General features: G+C 34.4%; 17 protein-coding genes and 1 riboswitch. Of the genes, 11 read left to right on the top strand and 6 right to left on the bottom strand.

All coding sequences use genetic code 11. The features are described from left to right. The first annotated feature begins 5 nt into the window (after positions 1–5). From JJJ02_RS10955 to JJJ02_RS10970, 4 genes are all read left to right on the top strand, one after another. Entirely contained in the window at positions 6–713 is a 708-nt protein-coding gene (locus JJJ02_RS10955; RefSeq protein WP_239242139.1) for a DNA alkylation repair protein, read from the top strand. A gap of 112 nt (positions 714–825) precedes the next feature. Next, on the top strand, positions 826–1,965 hold the full coding sequence (locus JJJ02_RS10960) for an MFS transporter (RefSeq protein ID WP_239242138.1): 1,140 nt from the start codon (positions 826–828) through the stop codon (positions 1,963–1,965). 103 nt (positions 1,966–2,068) lie between these two features. Next, positions 2,069–2,380, top strand: a complete 312-nt coding sequence (locus tag JJJ02_RS10965; RefSeq protein WP_111716075.1) for a DUF485 domain-containing protein — start codon at positions 2,069–2,071, stop codon at positions 2,378–2,380. Then, complete coding sequence (locus JJJ02_RS10970) at positions 2,377–3,924, top strand: solute symporter family protein (RefSeq protein ID WP_111716076.1); 1,548 nt, start codon at positions 2,377–2,379, stop codon at positions 3,922–3,924. The genes JJJ02_RS10965 and JJJ02_RS10970 overlap by 4 nt, the downstream gene beginning before the upstream one ends. A 72-nt stretch (positions 3,925–3,996) precedes the next feature. Here JJJ02_RS10970 and JJJ02_RS10975 read toward each other — a convergent pair whose 3' ends face one another. Continuing rightward, a complete protein-coding gene (locus JJJ02_RS10975) occupies positions 3,997–4,668 on the bottom strand; it encodes an ABC transporter ATP-binding protein (RefSeq protein WP_239242136.1) in 672 nt (223 codons plus the stop codon). A 1-nt stretch (position 4,669) separates the two neighbouring features. Next, entirely contained in the window at positions 4,670–5,695 is a 1,026-nt protein-coding gene (locus tag JJJ02_RS10980) for an ABC transporter permease (RefSeq protein WP_239242135.1), read from the bottom strand. Positions 5,696–5,776: 81 nt separating this feature from the next. Between JJJ02_RS10980 and JJJ02_RS10985 the strand changes: the two genes are divergently transcribed. Continuing rightward, the gene (locus tag JJJ02_RS10985) at positions 5,777–6,448 is read left to right on the top strand and encodes a response regulator transcription factor (protein WP_239242134.1); all 672 of its coding nucleotides are present in this window, start codon (positions 5,777–5,779) and stop codon (positions 6,446–6,448) included. Next, positions 6,441–7,793: an ATP-binding protein gene (locus JJJ02_RS10990; protein WP_240838980.1), complete on the top strand. Its 1,353-nt coding sequence runs from the start codon at positions 6,441–6,443 to the stop codon at positions 7,791–7,793. Before JJJ02_RS10985 ends, JJJ02_RS10990 begins: the two co-directional genes overlap by 8 nt. 43 nt (positions 7,794–7,836) lie before the next feature. Here the strand turns inward: JJJ02_RS10990 and JJJ02_RS10995 are convergent, their stop codons facing one another. Further along, entirely contained in the window at positions 7,837–10,491 is a 2,655-nt protein-coding gene (locus tag JJJ02_RS10995) for an HAD-IC family P-type ATPase (protein ID WP_240838982.1), read from the bottom strand. 146 nt (positions 10,492–10,637) lie between these two features. Beyond that, positions 10,638–11,498, bottom strand: coding sequence for a PPK2 family polyphosphate kinase (locus JJJ02_RS11000; RefSeq protein ID WP_240838984.1), 861 nt, complete (start codon positions 11,496–11,498; stop codon positions 10,638–10,640). Positions 11,499–11,625: 127 nt separating this feature from the next. On the opposite strand from JJJ02_RS11000, the gene JJJ02_RS11005 reads away from it, so the two are divergent. Continuing rightward, positions 11,626–12,093: a GNAT family N-acetyltransferase gene (locus tag JJJ02_RS11005; RefSeq protein ID WP_240838986.1), complete on the top strand. Its 468-nt coding sequence runs from the start codon at positions 11,626–11,628 to the stop codon at positions 12,091–12,093. A 41-nt stretch (positions 12,094–12,134) separates the two neighbouring features. Here the strand turns inward: JJJ02_RS11005 and JJJ02_RS11010 are convergent, their stop codons facing one another. After that, positions 12,135–12,965 carry a formate/nitrite transporter family protein gene (locus tag JJJ02_RS11010; protein WP_240838988.1) on the bottom strand — a complete coding sequence of 277 codons (831 nt, stop codon included), beginning with the start codon at positions 12,963–12,965 and terminating at the stop codon, positions 12,135–12,137. A 107-nt stretch (positions 12,966–13,072) separates the two neighbouring features. Beyond that, positions 13,073–13,591 (bottom strand): GNAT family N-acetyltransferase, encoded by a 519-nt coding sequence (locus JJJ02_RS11015; protein WP_396614745.1) that lies wholly within the window; start codon positions 13,589–13,591, stop codon positions 13,073–13,075. Positions 13,592–13,745: 154 nt separating this feature from the next. Then, positions 13,746–13,852, top strand: a riboswitch (TPP riboswitch). A 70-nt stretch (positions 13,853–13,922) separates the two neighbouring features. Here JJJ02_RS11015 and JJJ02_RS11020 point away from each other — a divergent pair. The 4 genes from JJJ02_RS11020 to JJJ02_RS11035 all read left to right on the top strand — a co-directional run bounded on the left by JJJ02_RS11020 (position 13,923) and on the right by JJJ02_RS11035 (position 18,320). Then, complete coding sequence (locus JJJ02_RS11020) at positions 13,923–14,507, top strand: ECF transporter S component (protein ID WP_240838990.1); 585 nt, start codon at positions 13,923–13,925, stop codon at positions 14,505–14,507. Between the two features lie 3 nt (positions 14,508–14,510). Beyond that, positions 14,511–15,923 (top strand): ABC transporter ATP-binding protein, encoded by a 1,413-nt coding sequence (locus tag JJJ02_RS11025; protein WP_240838992.1) that lies wholly within the window; start codon positions 14,511–14,513, stop codon positions 15,921–15,923. Next, entirely contained in the window at positions 15,907–16,698 is a 792-nt protein-coding gene (locus JJJ02_RS11030; protein WP_239242124.1) for an energy-coupling factor transporter transmembrane component T family protein, read from the top strand. The genes JJJ02_RS11025 and JJJ02_RS11030 overlap by 17 nt, the downstream gene beginning before the upstream one ends. Before the next feature lie 287 nt (positions 16,699–16,985). Continuing rightward, the gene (locus tag JJJ02_RS11035; RefSeq protein WP_240838994.1) at positions 16,986–18,320 is read left to right on the top strand and encodes a sodium-dependent transporter; all 1,335 of its coding nucleotides are present in this window, start codon (positions 16,986–16,988) and stop codon (positions 18,318–18,320) included. Positions 18,321–18,401 lie beyond the last annotated feature (81 nt).

Consider the following 18,401-nt stretch of genomic DNA (forward strand, 5'->3'; position numbering starts at 1 on the left):
GAAAAATGACGTTTGAAGAAGTAATGGCAGAACTTGAATCTCTTGGCAAAGAACGTATGAAGAAAATATATATGGGCAATGGCGCAAAAGAACCTTTATTCGGTGTAGCAACGGGTGCAATGAAGCCAATGCGTAAAATAATCAAGAAAGATCAGGAGCTTGCAGATAAGCTATATGCGACTGGTAACTATGATGCAATGTATTTCGCAGGTGTAATTGCAGATCCCAATGCTATGACAGAAGAAGATTATGAGCGATGGATTGAGGGCGCATACTTTTATATGTTATCTGATTATGTTGTAGCAGTAACGCTCTCAGAAGCAGATATTGCGCAGCAAATTGCGGATAAATGGATTGATTCTGGAGAGGATTTAAAGATGAGTGCCGGCTGGAACTGCTATAGCTGGTTACTTGGACATAAGAAAGATGATACATTTGATACCGAAAAGTTAAGTAAGATGCTAGATCGCGCTGAGAAAGAAATTCATACTGCTCCTGATAGAACGAAAGTAGGGATAGGTAACTTTATTCAATGTGTAGCAATTTCATATGTAGATTTACATGATAAAGCAACAACAGTTGCAAAGTCAGTTGGTGCCGTACCATTTAATCGAGAGCACAAACCAACTGGCGAAGTGAAACCATTAGAGACGATTGAGAAAGCGATTGAGAAAAATAGGATTGGTTTCAAACGTAAATATGTACGCTGTTAGTATTTACAGAATATAATAAATTGATATAATGAACTAAATAGGTGACAATTAATTTTGTTGGCAACTTGCAGCGCCTTCCATTTGGAAGGTGCTATTTTTTTGGAGGATAAATATGAATAAGAATCTATTAATACTGGCAATGCTTACATTTCTTGCAGGTCTTACCGAGCTAGTGGTCTCAGGTATATTGCCTTATATTGCGAAAGATTATCATGTATCAATTCCGATGGCAGGTAATTTGATAACAATTTTTGCGTTATTTTTTGCGCTTGCAGGACCGATATTGATGTCGTCAACAGCAGCGTTCAATAGAAAAAAGCTACTGATTGGTTTCATCATATTATTTATTTTTGGGAATGTATTGAGTGCGTTAAGCATAAGTTTTACGATGCTACTAATATCCAGGGTTATTCTTGCGATATGTGTTTCAATGTTAATTGGCCTCGGGTTATCATTATCGGTCAATGTAGTTTCTCAAAGTTTTCAAACGAAAGCGATTAGTATGATAATGATGAGTATAAGTGGTTCACTCGTGTTAGGAATTCCACTCGGTATATTAATTACAGAACGATTCAATTGGCAGATGATCTTTTTGTTTGCGGCCACTCTATCTTTAATTATTTTAATTTTAGTAATTTTATTTTTTCCGAGTATTCCAGGAAAAGAAGCGACGTCATTTTTTAGTCAGTGGGGCGCTTTGAAAGATCATCGAATACTATTTACACATATGCAATCGTTCTTATTTTTTGTGGGTCAAAGCATTTTGTATATGTATTTAACCCCTTACTTTAATCAGTTAGGCTTACAAGCATCTATGGTAAGTCTGCTGTATTTACTGTACGGTGTAAGTGGTATAGTCGGAAGTGGTTTAGGAAGTATATTTATAGAGAAACTAGGTGTTAAAAAGACATTAACGATGTTAATGACAGTTTATATCTTTGTTTTACTTGCTTTTATTGTGACACAGTATAATGTATGGACATTAAGTATCAATGTCATGTTGTTAGGCCTAACTGGATGGTCGATGAATGCACCGACACAAATGCGCTTAATTCAAATTTCAGATACAAATGCAGGTTTTAATCAAACATTTAGTACGTCATCTACACAATTTGGAATGGCACTCGGAGCAGCAATAGGTGGTCTTATCATTGCCTGGCATTTACCTTACAATGCTTTAATGATTGTAGGGAGTATATTTATTGTTTTAGCTTTGTTATCCATTAAATATTCTTATAAAGCCGTTGATTAATATATCAACGGTTATTTTATTTTAAAAATTGACAATATTCTGACAAATTAATAAAATGAAACTTGGGAGGAATTTTTACACGACATAAAGGGGAGATGATTTCATGAATCAACAGGATTATAACAAAATTGCAGCATCGAAAGATTTCAATGATTTAGTTGCAGCGAGAAAAAAGTTTATTTTTCCGATTACGTTGTTCTTTATCGTTGCGACATTGCTCTTTCCGATTCTGACTGGTTATACGACAATTTTGAATAATATTGCTTTCTGGAATATTTCATGGGCCTGGATTTATGCATTCTTATTATTTGTGATGGTCTGGACATTAGTCACAATTTATATGCGTAAAGCGAAGCAGTTCGATGCCGCAAGTGAGCGAATCATTAATGAGTATAAAAGGGGGTCTCGCTCATGAATATGACGGTCATTATTATGTTTTTATTTTTTGTAAGTTTAACGCTACTTATTACATATTTTGCTTCAAAAAGAACGAATTCTGCTGAAGATTTTTATACAGCGGGTGGAGGTTTAACAGGCTGGCAAAATGGTTTAGCGATTGCAGGAGATTATTTATCGGCAGCATCATTTCTAGGTATTGCGGGAGCTATCGCACTTTGGGGATTCGATGGCTTCTTCTATAGTATTGGCTATTTAACGGCATATTTAATTGTATTATACATCGTTGCTGAACCATTAAGAAATTTAGGGAAATATACTTTAGCAGATATGATCGCAGCACGTTTTGAATTAAAAAAAGTGCGTGCGATGGCTGCAGTTTCATCAATCACGATAGTAATATTCTATATGTTAGCACAGCTTGTTGGAGCAGGTGCATTAATTCAACTGTTATTTAATATTCCATATACTTGGGCGGTTATTATTGTTGGCATTATGATGACGGTTTATGTATTGTTTGGGGGGATGACAGCAACAAGCTGGGTTCAAATGGTTAAAGCGATTCTTCTAATGGTTGGAACGCTCATCATTTCTTTTCTAGTATTAAAATACTTTAATTTCAGCATTGCTGAAATGTTTGGTCAGATGAAAAATATTAAATCAGCTGACTTTAAAGGAGAATATATTAATCCAGGTTCCCAAGGTAAATCACCTCTTGATAATATTTCGCTGATTATTGCCCTGTTATTTGGAACGGCAGGGTTACCACATATATTAATGCGTTTCTTTACGGTGAGTGATGCTAAAACAGCAAGAAGCTCTGTAATGTGGGCAACTTGGATTATCGGTATTTTTTATATTTTAACGATATTTTTAGGTTTTGGTGCTGCTAGTCTTTTATCTCGTGAGGAAATTATAAAAGCGAATCCTGCTGGAAATATGGCTGCACCGTTACTTGCAGATAAACTTGGTGGAGATTTGCTCATGTCATTTGTCTGTGCTGTAGCATTTGCAACGATTTTAGCAGTTGTTGCAGGTCTTGTGTTATCAGGAGCTTCTGCATTTGCACATGATATTTATGGTGAGATTATTAAGAAGGGTAACATTAGTGAGAAAGAACAAATGAGTGCAGCAAAGATTGCCTCATTAGCAGTTTCTATTCTTTCAATTGTATTAGCGTTATTTGCACAAAATATGAACGTTGCTTTCTTAGTATCATTGGCATTCTGTGTAGCAGCGAGTGCAAACTTACCGGTAATTGTTTATACGATATTCTGGAAGAGATTTAATACGCAAGGTGCTATAGCAGGAATCGTTGTAGGACTTTTGACATCTATTATATTAGTGATTTTAAGTCCGAATGTTATGAACCCGGCAGGAACAGGTTTTATAAATATGGATCCTATTTTCCCGCTTGCTAATCCTGCGATTATTTCTGTTCCAGCAGGTTTTATTGCAGCATTCCTAGGTACATTTTTAGGTAAGGCAGATACAGAAGAGAAATTTAAGGAAGTTCAGGTCAAGTCAGTGACGGGTATCGCAACTTCAGAAGTTACACATTAAAGAAAAATAAGAAATTCTCCCATAATAATAAACCAAAGACGTTAATATGTCTTTGGTTTATTATGTTTATATTTATCTTTCTTTTACCATCTTTCCGCCTTCTAAACGATAAAGATGATCGGCATATTTAAAAATACGATCATCGTGAGTGATGATGATACATGCACTTTGTTGTGCTTTTACACGTTCACGAATCGCTTCAATGACTTGTGTTGCACGTTCAAAGTCAAGACTTGCTGTAGGTTCGTCAGCAAGTATTAATGAAGGTTCATTCATGAAGGCTCGTGCAATGGCAACACGTTGTTTTTCTCCACCCGATAAATTTTTAGGATATTGTTTTGTACGATGTCCAAGACCGAAAGTGTTGAGTAATTCATCAGCACGTTTACTTGCTGTTTTTTTATCCATTTTATTTTCAAGCGCTACGTGCATCAATTGTTCTTTCACTTTTAAGAATGGAACAAGATGTGAGGCTTGAAAGATAAAGCCTATTTCACTTAAACGAAGTTGTGTAAGTTCATGCTGTTTCAATGTAGTTATTGATTTATTCTCAATCAGTACATCACCACGCGTTGGTTTAAGTAATGCACCAATAATCGTGAGTAGTGTACTTTTCCCGGAACCAGATGGACCATATAGACATACGATTTCACCTGGTGCGACTTCAAAATTGATATCTTTTAATACTGTTACTTCAGTATCACCTTGTTTAAATGATTTTGTAAGATGTTTCACGTGAATCATATTATTCTCCTCCTATTGCTTCTATTGGATCAATCTTAAGCACCTTGATGATAGATAACATTACACCAATAAACGATACAAATAAGAACAGTCCAGCTAGAATCATAATAAGATTATTATTTAGATAAAATGGCATGCCTGGCGGCATAAAGTTATTGATAGCGGTAATAATAAAGATAGCTAATGACACACTAAAAATTACTATAATAAATACTTCCTGAATCAGTTTAAATATAAGTTTTTTATGACTTGTTCCAATCGCTTTTAAAATGCCGTATTCAGTTGTCTTCTGAATCGTAATGATATAGAAGAATACCGTGATGACGATAGCCGAGATTAAAAATAAGAAAAATACCATTAAGTTTAAAGGCATTTGCTCAGCTTCATAACTTGGGATAGCTTTCATCGCATCTTCAGGTGTTATGATTTTAGAATGTTTTAAGTCTTGTTTTAACTCTTTAATTGAAACATTGTCTAATACATGTTGATTAATGATTGCTGTGTTGATAGCTTCATGTGGTACAACTTTGTTATAAGTTGCTTGATTAACAAGACCTACAGGCATGTGCGAATACATTTGAAATTTTTCAAAGTCTGAAATACGTAAACTTTCATTGCTATCTACAATATTTAGTTTATCTTTTAAGTCATACGACTTGTTAAGATGAACATCTAGAGCGACATCGCCATCTTTTGGCAATGCATGTAATTTAGAAATGGTAGTCAGTAAAAACTTATCGTTGTTTTGAATTTTAATCGGTTGCATCTGAACTAAAGGAATATTAAAATCTTTTAAAACTTTTACATCTTCTTTATCAAGTGGTGCGTTGAGCAAATTGTTATCTGCATCTTCTGAAACGACAAAATACTTACCATCCATATGTTCTATAAATGAAATATTATCTTTTCCTAAACCTTGTGCTAAACTTGAAACAAATAATACCAGAAATGCTAATAGAAATATGATTGCTGCAATCAATACATATTTCATTTTGTAATACTTAACTTCTTTAAGTGCTAAATTCATAATGATCACCTTTCTCGTTTTGTTGATAGTGTTATCATAAACAATCAATATGAACAGAATATGAACAAAGGAGTATATTGGATGAAAAATAAAATTTTAATTGTAGATGATGAACAAAGTATAAGAAATCAAGTAGTGGAAGGATTTATAAAACATCATTATGAAGTATATAGCGCAGGTAGTGGAGAGGCTGCCCTTAAAGTTCTGGAAAATGAGAAGATAGATTTGTGTGTAGTTGATATTATGATGCCCGGAATGAACGGATTTGAATTATGTGAAACGATAAAAGAGAGTCATCAACTGCCGGTTATTATGCTTACAGCACGTGATGCGTTGGGTGATAAACGCATCGCATTTGAAGCGGGTAGTGATGACTATGTTACAAAGCCTTTTGAATTTGACGAATTACTTTTTAGAGCGAATGCAATCTTGAAACGTTATAACTTAGATATCACATCATTTAAAATAGGAAATGTGGAACTAGACCAGGATTCATATGAACTCCATATACATCAGGACACACTTTATTTGCCACGTAAAGAATTTGAACTACTGTATTATTTAGTTAAACATCAACCTAATATCGCTACGCGTGAGCAATTAATTGAAGCAATTTGGGGGCTTGATTTTGAGGGAGATGAACGTACCGTGGATGTTCATATTAAACGTATACGGAAGCGATTAGAAAATTATGATACGCAAATGGAAATCGTAACAGTACGTGGTGTAGGGTATAAGGTGCATCATGTTTAAACATTTATCTACAAGGTTTATTGTTACAACGCTTCATGTCATGCTCATTAGTGCAGTAATTGCTTTTGTAATTTCTAATATGTATTATCACGTCATATTGAAAGAACAAAATGATGCAAGGGTGACGCAAGTATTATTATCTCAAAAAAAATATATTGAAAAACACCCTGAAATAAAACCACAAGCGTTTTTTGCGCAACTTGGGGATTTGAATTTTCAAGTACTGGCAATCAATAACCATGATTTAAAAGAAAATTATGGAACAAAATTTAGATTAGATAACCTCAAATTAGATACGATTAAAATGGAACGAGATGGCGTTTATCACGGTATTAAAAATCGCCCATTCAATCTATTTATCACTGGATTTTTTGATAATGAATCAAGAAATACAGTAGGCACGAAAATGCAGATCAATCATCAGCAATATACAGTATTTATAAGACCGGATGTTGGTGAAAGTATGCATGAATTCCGAACATTTTTAGCGGCATTACTGCTTTTAACGATTGTCATATCAATATTGCTCGTCTTTATTTCTTCTAAGTTTATTGTGCATCCAGTAATCGAACTAAAAAAAGCTGCACAACGTATTGGTGAGCAGAGTGGTTATCAAACATCGGTTAATCGTAAAGATGAATTAGGTGTCCTTGCTGAAGAAATGAATGAGATGAGTAAGAAGATAAAGCAACATGAGGAAATCAATCAGCGCTTTGTGGCAAATGTAAGTCATGAAATACAATCTCCAATTACAAATTTAATCGGACAAATAAAAAAATTGAAAGAAACACAAGATTTGAGTTTACTTAATCAGATTGAACATCAATCATTACGTTTAAGTGGTCTGACGAAGCAGTTATTACTTTTAGCCTCAATTGAGCAGAATAAAATATCATTAACGAAACAAAACTTTAATTTTAAAATGCTTATTCAAGAAGTTATCCGAGATAATATGTACACTATTAATCAGAAAGATATATTTTTGAGTACCACGTTAGAAGATGTATATGTCCTGGGAAATAGAGATTTATGCTATCAAATGATTACTAATTTATTATCGAATGCGATTAAATATAGTCCGAATGACAGTGAAATTCATATTGAACTGAAAGAAGAACAGAATAATAAACAATTCATTATTGAAGATCATGGTTATGGGATGACTGATGTGACGAGAAAAATGATTTTTGAGCGTTTCTATAAGTCAAATGTGAACGAAGATAATGTCACTTCAAATGGTCTAGGCATGGCAATCGTTAAAGTGATATTAGATGTACATGACTTTACTATCGATATTAACAGTGAAAAAGATAAAGGTACAAAAATAACGATAGAATTACATTGATAAATAAGCGATGCACATTAAACTTGTACATCGCTTATTCTAATTATGCCTCATATTTAAATATGTTTCTTGTGATCCATTTCTCGATTTCAATCAGGATAAAAACGGCAGTTCCGATACCTATTGGAATCATCCATTGTGAAAATGTTAGTGGGGCAGTTTTTAATATCGTATTAAAAAATGGCACATACGTAATGAGTAATTGTAGTGTGATGAGTAAACCAGAGACGATAAATGCGACTTTATTCTTAAAGAAATCTTGATTAATTGCAAATTGATTTAAGTGTCGGCAATTAAATAGATGGAAGATTAAAGAAAATACTAGTGATTGCAATGTGATTGTATTCAGTACAGTTTTATGTAAATCAAGATGACTTAAATACATATTTGCAAGAAGTATTCCACCAGCTACAATGACTGATACGAGTAGTATTCTAAATAAGAAATAATGACTTAGTAACGGTGTAGATTTATGTCTTGGCTTTCTATTCATTGCACCTGGTTCGAGAGGTTCAAATGCAAGTGCAAAAGATATGGTAATCGCTGTTACCATGTTCACCCAAAGTACCTGGATAGGAGTAAGTGGTATGGATATGCCGAATAGAATCGCTGCTAAAATGAGTAGTCCTTGAGAACCGTTTGTCGGTAAAATGAATAGTATTGTTTTCTTCAGGTTATCATAGACACGACGTCCTTCACGTACCGCATCTACAATTGTTTCAAAGTTATCGTCAACCAGTATCATACGCGCGGCATCTTTAGATACTTCAGTTCCTTTAATGCCCATTGCAACACCGATATCAGCACGTTTTAATGCTGGTGCATCGTTAACACCATCACCGGTCATTGATGTTATTTCGTCATGTTTTTGCAATGCTTTTACGAGTTGTAATTTATTCTCCGGACTTGTTCTAGCAAACACATCGTATTCAATCGCGGCTTCGTATAATGTTTCTTCATTCATATTATCGAGTTCGCGACCTTCAATGGCCTTAGTACCATCACCGATTCCGAGTTGTTTCCCAATTGCCATTGCAGTTTCTTTATGGTCACCTGTAATCATTTTTACTGCAATTCCGGCTTTTTGACATTCTTTTACTGCTTTTATTGAAGATTCACGTGGAGGATCTATAATCCCTACTAACCCAAGCAAGGTGATGCCACTTTGTAAATCGTCATGTGAGAGTGTGGTTGTGTCACTAGGCACATCTTTATATCCTGCTGCAATTAATCGTTTACCTTCTTTAGCGATTACACTTAGTTTATTTTCCCAGACCTGCCTATCATCAGAATTGGTAAATACACGATCAAATATTCTGTCAGGTGCTCCTTTGATATAAATACGTTTCTTGCCCTGATCTTCGACGAGATATGCCATATATTTATAAAGTGAATCAAATGGGATTTTATCGATTGCCTGTAAGTTTGGAATTTCTAAATTAGTTTTATGTACGAGTGTCATTAAGCAGCCTTCAGTGGGCTCACCGGTAATTTGAAAATGACCATTTTCATCTTGTGAGAGACGTGCTTCATTGACTGTTTTAACGCATGTTAGGAACTGGTATAATTCTTGTTCTGCTTCTGGTGTTTCAGTATGCTTGGGTATAATTTCTCCGATTGGTTCATAACCTGTGCCCGTAACTTCATAACGATTATGCATTAAATCAATTGAAGTTACAGTCATTTCGTTTTTTGTAAGCGTACCAGTTTTATCGGTGCAAATCACGGAAACTGAACCTAAAGTTTCCACTGAAGGTAAGTTCTTTACGATGGCATTATTCTTTGCCATCGACTGAACACCAAGTGCTAAAATAATTGAAATAACAGCAGGTAATCCTTCAGGTATGGCACCAACTGCAAGCGCGATAACAGATAAGAGTAGTTCGCCTGCTGGATAATTGTGATAAAACAAACCAAATAAATAAATTGCGATAGAAATTACAACAATACCAATACTCACTGATTTACCGAACTGACCGGTTTGTTGCATCAATGGGGTTGTCATCTGTTCTGTGTCAGTCATTGCCTGATTAATCTTACCAAGTTCAGTGTCTTTGCCGATTGCAACAACTACACCGATTCCAGAACCTGAAGTAATAGATGAGCTTGAATAAGCCATATTTTTTCTATCACCGAGTACAGCATCTTCTGAGATTTGACGTGTATTTTTTTGGACTGGGACAGATTCACCAGTTAAAGCAGACTCTTCAATCTTTAAATTATTCGCTTCTATTAATCGTAAGTCTGCAGGTATCTTCTCACCGGATGATAAAATAACGATATCTCCGATTGTCAATTGTTCGCCTGGAATAGTTTGACTGCGATCATCACGAATTACTACGGCCTCACTCGTCATCATTTTACGAATACTTTCTAATGCTTTTTCAGCACGCGATTCCTGTACATAACCAATGATTGCATTAATAACTGCAACAAGAATGATAACCGACATATCAAGAAAGTGTCCTAAAAATCCTGTAATCGCTGCAGCAATTAGTAATACATATATTAAAATATCGTTAAAGTGGCCGAAAAACTTAATGATTTTAGGCTTCTCTCGCTTTGCTGGAAGTGCATTTAGACCATAAGTTGACTGGTTTGCTTCCACTTGTTCATGGGACAAACCGCTATTTATTGAGGTGTTAAACGCATGAAGTGTGTCATCGATAGAGCGTTGATGCCATTTTTCATTTTTCATAACGAACATTCCTTTACGTATAGTATTACTCTCATCGTAACGCAAATAATTTAGTAATTCTAACGAAAGGAATGTATTTATACAAAGAATAATACTTTGTTTAACATTTTATGAACTTTTTTTGATTTAACTTGTCGCTCTCAATATTAATCATTCTTTAATTTATAGATATATTCTTCTAGCTTTTCTTGGTTATCCGGTGAAATTTCAGGAAACTTAGGCTTTAATCGCTCTATCGTATCTATCATAACTTCTGTAACAATACGTCTTGTATGCCATTCATCATCTGCAGGTAAAATGAACCACGGGCTATGTTCAGTAGATGTTGCTTCTAACATTTCAGAGAATATTTTTTGGTAGTCATCCCAATACTCACGCTCTTTTACGTCATTGAATGAAAACTCCCAGTTCTTATCTTTATTAGTCATTCGCTCAAGTAAGCGATCACGTTGCTCATTTTTAGACATGTTAAAGAAAAATTTGATGACTTCAAATCCATTTTCAGTTAAATAACGTTCATAATCATTGATTTGACGGAATCGTGTTTTCCAGATAGTGTCATCCACTTCATTATTAGGTGTTTCGTGTTCTTCAACAGAATCATGAATTCTTGGGGCAAGCACATCTTCATAGTATGAACGATTAAAGATTCCAATTTGTCCACGCTCAGGCAAACCTTCATGATAACGCCATAAATAGTCATGTTTAAGTTCAGTTTCATTTGGTTTACCAAATGAAGTTGTCTTTAAACCTTGTGCGCTCAGGTTAGAGAAGATATAACTAATCACTTCATCTTTTCCGGCAGCATCTAGCGCCTGCAGCACAACGATAATACCATTTTTTTCAGCAGCATGTAATTTTAGATGGAGCTTTTCAAGTTTTTCTGTTAAATCAGGCATGATATCGACTTTTATTTTATCGTTATTTTGTTTTTCGTTTTCTGATGATTTATAATTATTGAAATCAAATTTAGTATTGGGTGTTACTTTATATTGGTTAATGTCCATAGAAACCCTCCATATCTTTTTTCATTTTTTTCCCTGGAAAATATATCGATAAACAGCAATTACTTGTGTTTGTTATCGTTTAATAATAATCTTTAAGAAATAGCATGATTATAGAGGGGACGTTTTCATGAAACTCATTCAATATACTCACCACAATAAAGATTTATTAGAGCAATTTGAATTGACTGATGAACAATTAAGGTTTGTTAAAAGCCCAGAAGTAAATGTCAGTGTTGCGAAGAAAGATAGTAATCGTACACCGATTTTTGGGTTAAATGATGAAGGTAAAGCAGTTGTATTTTTTGTGTTACATGAACATAGTGAGTTTGAAAGTCAATTTAAAGTGGATAACAGTATATATATAAGATCTTTCTCGACGGATCATAGACATTTAAGAAAAGGTTATGCAAAACAAGCATTAATTGCTTTACCGGAATTCATTATGAGTCATTTTCCGCATATAAAATATATAACGTTACTTGTGGATGTCCCTAATTCGGTTGCACACGACATGTATTTAAAACTTGGATTTGAACAAGGTAATCAAATAGAAGGCGAAAGATATCCAGCTTATTGCATGATCAAAAAAATATAAAAAATGCGTGAAGTTTACACTTCACGCAAATAAAAAGTTATTTAGTTTCTGATGACATCGTCTCTTCTACCGTTTAAGTATGCATAAACTAATCCGATAAATAAACCACCACCGATATAGTTACCGATATATGCGTAGAAGATATTTTTGAGTACATCTATCCATGATAATGCATCGATGTTGTAGAATATCATACCGGCAAATAATCCTGCATTGTAAACAACGTGTTCATAAGCCATAAATACAAAGATTACAACACCGACACCGATAAAGAATACTTTAGCTAATACTTCCTTACATTGTAATGAAATATAAATACCGATATTTATAAAGAAGTTAGCGAATATCCCTTTAATTAGAATTGCATGCCAACTTGATGCTATTGTTTTTGCATCTACTGTTTTCGTTAATGCTGCTACCATTTCAGGTGTCATAACTTTAGTGCCTGTCATCATTCCAAATAAGATAAATCCACCAATAATATTTCCCAGGAAACATAACGTGAATATTTTTATGATTTTACCCATTGTGATTGTTTTGAAATAATAACCCACTGTAAAGAACATAAAGTTACTTGTTAATAATTCAGAATTAGTAAGAACGATCATTACGAGTGCGATACTGAATGCAATTGCCCCTACTAAATTGATAAGCCCTGCATTTTCAGTTGAAGCAAATTGTGTCTTAGCTGCAAGTTGAAGCACTGCCATAATAGCTAGTAAAAAACCTGACATAATCGCTTTTAACATATAGCGCCCAGGTGTCTTATCTGCCATCACTTCTTTCATTGCTACTTGGTTTAATACGTTTTCAATGTTGCCTTTCGAAGCATAAGTATCTTCGATAGTTTTAGCTGGAATTTCTATGGGCATTGTGACCCCTCCTGTTATACAAAATATATGAATGCATTAAATACAATATTATTATATCCGTTACTCAGAAAGGTGTATAGAGTAAAATTGTGAAATAGTGAACAATATCATAAATCCAGCGTCATGATAAAGTCTGTTTGAGCTTCATCCCCCATTCGGAAAACGTGAGAATCTGTATGTTTAAATCCCATCTTGTCATAGAATGCAAGAGCATTATGATTATGTTCCCATACACCTAACCAAATTCTTTTTATATTATGATTCTTTGCACGTTCAATTGCTTTGTCATATAGCTGTTTACCGATGCCTTGTTTCTGGTAACGGTTATCGACATAGATGCGCTCTATTTCAAGTGTATCTTCAGCCATCGATTCGGTCTGTGCATCGCTTATATTTATTTTTAAATAACCTGCAACGTATTTATCAGAGTAAGCAAAAAAGAATTCTGAATTCGGATTGTCCAATTGCGCTTTCATTTTTTCTTCGGTGAAAGATGTTGACAGGTAATGATCGATGATTTCATCTTTATTATCTGGTCTAAAAGTTTCATCAAATGTTTTTTTACTGATGGAGATTAGTGGTTGTAAATCTTGTTCTGATATTGGTAAAATAGTTATCTTTGGCACAGAAATCACTCACATTCTTTTTGAATATTTATACATATTATGAACTGAAATGAATAAAATAGCACTTTGCAATTTATTCATGATTAGACGTTGAAATAAAATTTCGAGTTGACAAAATTTAGTTTCGCGAGTACTGTAAACATAACAAATCAAATAAGCGCACTAGGGGTGTTTTATAAAAAACTGAGATAAGGCTGTAGCCTTAGACCCTTTGAACCTGATCTAGATGATACTAGCGTAGGGAAGTGTATAGTCACAGTATAAGTGTGGCTATTTTTCCGTACGCAGTCTTCTCTATAGAAGGATGCGTATTTTTTATGGAGGAATGAAAATGAACAGAAATAGTCAGGGTTTGAATTTGTCAGAAATTTTAGTGACAGTATTAGTAGCAGTATTATTTGCAGTAGCGTACAATTTTGTCTGGTTACCTTATGAGGCAATGAAACCACTGGGGCTACATTTTGAACAGTTAATATATGGTGTTTGGTTTATGGCTGCAGTTGTGGCGTATTTAATTGTTCCAAAAGCAGGAATTGCATTACTGGCTGAGTTTGCAGCAGGTGCAGGAGAGACAATTGTAATGGGGAAATTTGATATTCCGACGTTTGTTTTTGCATTTTTACAAGGTTTGGCATGTGAATTTGTATTTATGTTATTCAAATATCAATCACGTAGCATGATGGTGTGTATATTAGCGGGTGTTGCAGCTGCAATTATAAGTCTGCCAGTTGAGTATTTCTATGGATATATGTCTGAAGTAGCAGGATGGAACGTGCTGCTTTATATTATAATGCGTTTGATTAGTGGCGCATTAGTAACCGGGGTGTTGTCATATTTAATTGTTAAAACATTGGATCAGACTGGTGTAACGAAGCTATTCAGAACATCAACTCAATCAGATTACGATAGTTTATAGATGATGTTATCTTTTAGAAATTTAAGATTGAAATATCCCGGTGAAACAGAAAAGATATTTGACGGTATCGATATTACGATAGCAGAGAAAGAAAAAGTATTATTGCTCGGACCTTCAGGTTCTGGAAAGAGCACATTGTTGAACGTACTAAGTGGCATCGTCCCTGAGTTGATCGATTTACCGATGAAATATGATGTGTTAGAACGCGACATGAATGCTAGTGTTATATTTCAGGATCCAGACAGTCAATTTTGTATGCCGAAAGTATATGAAGAACTAGCTTTTATTCTGGAAAATCAAAATGTTGATAAATCGCAAATGAATCAATTAATTAATGATGTTTTGATTAAAGTAGGACTGGATGTTGAACCTTCGCAACCAATCAATCAACTTAGTGGTGGTATGAAACAGAAACTCGCAATCGCAGGGTCATTGCTGCAGAATGCTGATACGTGGTTTTTAGATGAACCTACAGCGATGCTCGATAGCGATGCAACAAAGCATTTATGGGAATTGATGATCGATTTATGGCAGGATAAGACAGTACTTATCGTAGAACATAAAGTTGAGCATATCTGGCGATATGTTGATCGTATTATTCTGATGGATGCTGATGGTAAGTTGGTTACACAAGGCACACCACAAATTATTCTTGAGCAACATGAAGATTTATTGAACCAGTATGGTGTATGGCATCCTAATGCATATAAGTGTGCACCAAAACCATTGCATTATGAGCATATGTCAAATGAATTTGAACTCGTGTTAAAAGATGTGGCAGTAAAACGTAAAGAAAAGACGTTGTATCATATTGATAAACTTGTCGTTAGCAGTCATGAATGGATTGCGATTACTGGAAAGAACGGAACAGGAAAAACAACGTTATTAGAATCTTTGATGCAGCTTATCCCGTATAAAGGTTTGATGCAATACGATGATAAAACTTTGAAGAAAGTAAAAGATGCAGCACGTAATATGTACCTCGTCTATCAAAATCCTGAACTGCAATTTATTCAAGGTAGTGTATACGATGAAATCTTCTTTAACTTTCAATTTTTAGATAAAAGCCGAGCTGGGGAACGTACATCAAATTTATTAAAGCAATTAAATCTGTACCATCTAAAAGATCGTCATCCTTTTGAACTTTCTATGGGACAAAAGAGAAGATTGAGTGTTGCGACGGCATTAAGTACAAAAGCTGATATTGTGTTACTAGATGAACCGACATTTGGTCTCGATAGTCATAATACGTTCGAACTAATTGAGTTATTTAAAGCACGTGTGCAATCCGGTCAGACGATTATTATGGTGACGCATGATGACGAAATCATAAAGCGATACCCTTCTACCGTGTTACGCATTCAGGATGGCATACTTTCTGAAATGAGGAGGGGTGATAATGTACGAACAGTTTAAGATTTATCATACATTTATGGATCATGTAAATGTGATTACTAAGTTGATATTAGGAGTCTTACTATTTGCACTTGTCATATTCATTCATCATTTTGACTGGATGCTATATCTAGCGATTATTATGTTTATCTTTATGATTGGATTGAGTGGTGTGCGTTTGAAACTTATTACGGCTTTTGTAAGTGTAATGATATTATTTAGTTTCACTTCGTCATTATTTATGATTTTCTATGGTGACGGCAGTACTACGCTATTTCAATGGGGCATCGTGCATATTACAGAAGAAAGTTTATATAGAGGAATACATTTATCACTTAGAACAATTACAGTCAGTTTCTTTGGTTTAAGTATTGCGTTTACAAGTGAAATTGTAAAAGTATTCTATAGTTTGATGCAACATTTAAAGGTGAAACCTAAATATGCCTATGCCTTTATGGCAGCAATCCGTATGGTGCCGATGATGTTTGAGTCATTCTTCCAATTACGCAATGCATTGAAAATGCGTTATCACGTTATAGATTCGAGCCAATACAGAGGATTGAATCGCATAAAGCATTTGATTATCCCGCTATTAAGTCAAAATATTAGACGTGCACATCGTCTGTCTGTTGCAATGGAGAAAAAAGGATTCCATAATGGTACTAGAACTTACTATTACCATGTGCCATTTAGCTATCGGGATATTTTATTGATAGCTGTCTTTTTGATAATGGTTGTAAGTGCTTATTTATTGGCAATGTATTTTCCGATAACGCATATAACAGATGTACGTTAAATAGATTTGTTTGACGCATAAACAATATACTGATAGAATTATCAGTAATCTTAAACAAGTGAGGTAATTTAGAATGAAGACTTTTGTACAGAACAGTGCAAAATTAAATATGTGGTGGCAGCTGTCATAACTTATATTTATGCCCGTCATAGATATAAGTGTCTATGGCGGCTTCATTCGCGTTACTTGAGGCCGGTTGCGTATGCATAAGGTCTCTTTTTTGAGGTCAATGCATGTGCATTGGCCTCTTTTTTGTTTAAAAAATTATATGAAGTGAGGGATTACACATGGAAAAAAGAACTGTTTGGGGATCGAAAATTGGATTTATATTAGCAAGTGCAGGTTCGGCGATAGGACTTGGTGCGATGTGGAAATTCCCGTATGTCATGGCTGATAATGGTGGTGCAGCATTTTTAGTATTGTTCATGATATTCACATTATTTATAGGTATGCCGTTATTACTAGCAGAATTTGTAATAGGTAAACATGGAAAGACGTATAGCACAGAGGTATTCGGAAAAATTACTGGTAATAAATATTTTAACCTAATCGGTCATATCGGTAATGTTGGTGTTTTCTTCTTACTTAGTTTTTATAGTGTAATTGGTGGATGGATTTTACTCTATATGATGAGGACTGTTTATGTAATAGTTACAAATCAACACACGAAGAATTACGAGGGATTATTTGGTCAATTGATTAGTAACCCGATATATGCAATACTTGGCGCTGCATTATTTATTTTTCTTACTGCGATAATTGTTTCCCGTGGTATTCAAGATGGGATTGAAAAAGCTTCAAAAATCATGATGCCTATGTTGTTTATTGCATTTATTGTGATTATCATTCGTTCTTTAACGCTTCCAAATGCAATGGATGGTGTTGTATATTTTCTGAAACCTGATTTTAATTCACTGAATGCAGAAGGCGTACTTTTTGCTTTAGGTCAATCATTCTTTTCGCTTTCAGTAGGGTTTGGTGGCATGTTAACATATGCATCGTATTTAGATAAGAAGACGGACATTGTCCAATCTGCCTTTTCTGTTGTAGGTTTAAATATACTGGTTACGATACTAGCAGGACTTGCAATATTTCCAGCGACTGCCTCACTAGGTATTGATAATACGCAAGGTCCGGGTTTATTGTTTATCGTTTTACCGTATGTATTCGATCAGTTGCCGTTCGGCAGTATCTTTTATCTTATATTTTTATCGCTATTCTTTTTTGCAACTATTACTTCATCTATCTCTTTAATTGAAATTAATGTTTCAAATGCAATTAAAAATGAAGAAAAGAAACGAAAAAAATATGTGTATGTAATCGCATTACTATTGTTTATTTTATGTATACCTTCTGCATTATCGAATGGTACTTTAAGCCAGGTGAAGTTTTTAGCGGGAACATTCTTTGATAATATGGATTATTTAGTTTCGAATATTATGTTACCGATTGGAGCATTATGTTATGCGTTATTTGCGGGTTACAAACTAGATGCTGTAATTGCAAAGCAGGAATTAATGGATGAAAAATATCGAGGGCTATTTAAACTTTGGGCATTCTTGCTGCGCTATGTTATTCCGCTAGTTATACTGGCTGTGTTTGTTACTTTAATGCTCAAGTAAATGAGAATAAGTTACTGTAATTGATATTGAAAAAAGTAATCTTTATGCCATTTAAATACAGTAACTATTTTTATTCAAAAA

It is taken from the genome of Macrococcus sp. PK (assembly GCF_022501545.1).
Classification (GTDB): Bacteria; Bacillota; Bacilli; order Staphylococcales; family Staphylococcaceae; genus Macrococcoides; species Macrococcoides epidermidis.

Bases quoted from the DNA above. Each gene is read 5' to 3' on its own strand.
- JJJ02_RS11030 (WP_239242124.1), top strand. From the start codon at position 15,907: ATGTACGAACAGTTTAAGATTTATCATACATTTATGGATCATGTAAAT.
- JJJ02_RS10955 (WP_239242139.1), top strand. From the start codon at position 6: ATGACGTTTGAAGAAGTAATGGCAGAACTTGAATCTCTTGGCAAAGAA.
- JJJ02_RS11020 (WP_240838990.1), top strand. From the start codon at position 13,923: ATGAACAGAAATAGTCAGGGTTTGAATTTGTCAGAAATTTTAGTGACA.
- JJJ02_RS10975 (WP_239242136.1), bottom strand. From the start codon at position 4,668: ATGATTCACGTGAAACATCTTACAAAATCATTTAAACAAGGTGATACT.
- JJJ02_RS10965 (WP_111716075.1), top strand. From the start codon at position 2,069: ATGAATCAACAGGATTATAACAAAATTGCAGCATCGAAAGATTTCAAT.
- JJJ02_RS10995 (WP_240838982.1), bottom strand. From the start codon at position 10,491: ATGAAAAATGAAAAATGGCATCAACGCTCTATCGATGACACACTTCAT.
- JJJ02_RS10985 (WP_239242134.1), top strand. From the start codon at position 5,777: ATGAAAAATAAAATTTTAATTGTAGATGATGAACAAAGTATAAGAAAT.
- JJJ02_RS11035 (WP_240838994.1), top strand. From the start codon at position 16,986: ATGGAAAAAAGAACTGTTTGGGGATCGAAAATTGGATTTATATTAGCA.
- JJJ02_RS11000 (WP_240838984.1), bottom strand. From the start codon at position 11,498: ATGGACATTAACCAATATAAAGTAACACCCAATACTAAATTTGATTTC.
- JJJ02_RS11005 (WP_240838986.1), top strand. From the start codon at position 11,626: ATGAAACTCATTCAATATACTCACCACAATAAAGATTTATTAGAGCAA.
- JJJ02_RS10980 (WP_239242135.1), bottom strand. From the start codon at position 5,695: ATGAATTTAGCACTTAAAGAAGTTAAGTATTACAAAATGAAATATGTA.
- JJJ02_RS10970 (WP_111716076.1), top strand. From the start codon at position 2,377: ATGAATATGACGGTCATTATTATGTTTTTATTTTTTGTAAGTTTAACG.
- JJJ02_RS11010 (WP_240838988.1), bottom strand. From the start codon at position 12,965: ATGCCCATAGAAATTCCAGCTAAAACTATCGAAGATACTTATGCTTCG.
- JJJ02_RS11025 (WP_240838992.1), top strand. From the start codon at position 14,511: ATGTTATCTTTTAGAAATTTAAGATTGAAATATCCCGGTGAAACAGAA.
- JJJ02_RS10990 (WP_240838980.1), top strand. From the start codon at position 6,441: ATGTTTAAACATTTATCTACAAGGTTTATTGTTACAACGCTTCATGTC.
- JJJ02_RS10960 (WP_239242138.1), top strand. From the start codon at position 826: ATGAATAAGAATCTATTAATACTGGCAATGCTTACATTTCTTGCAGGT.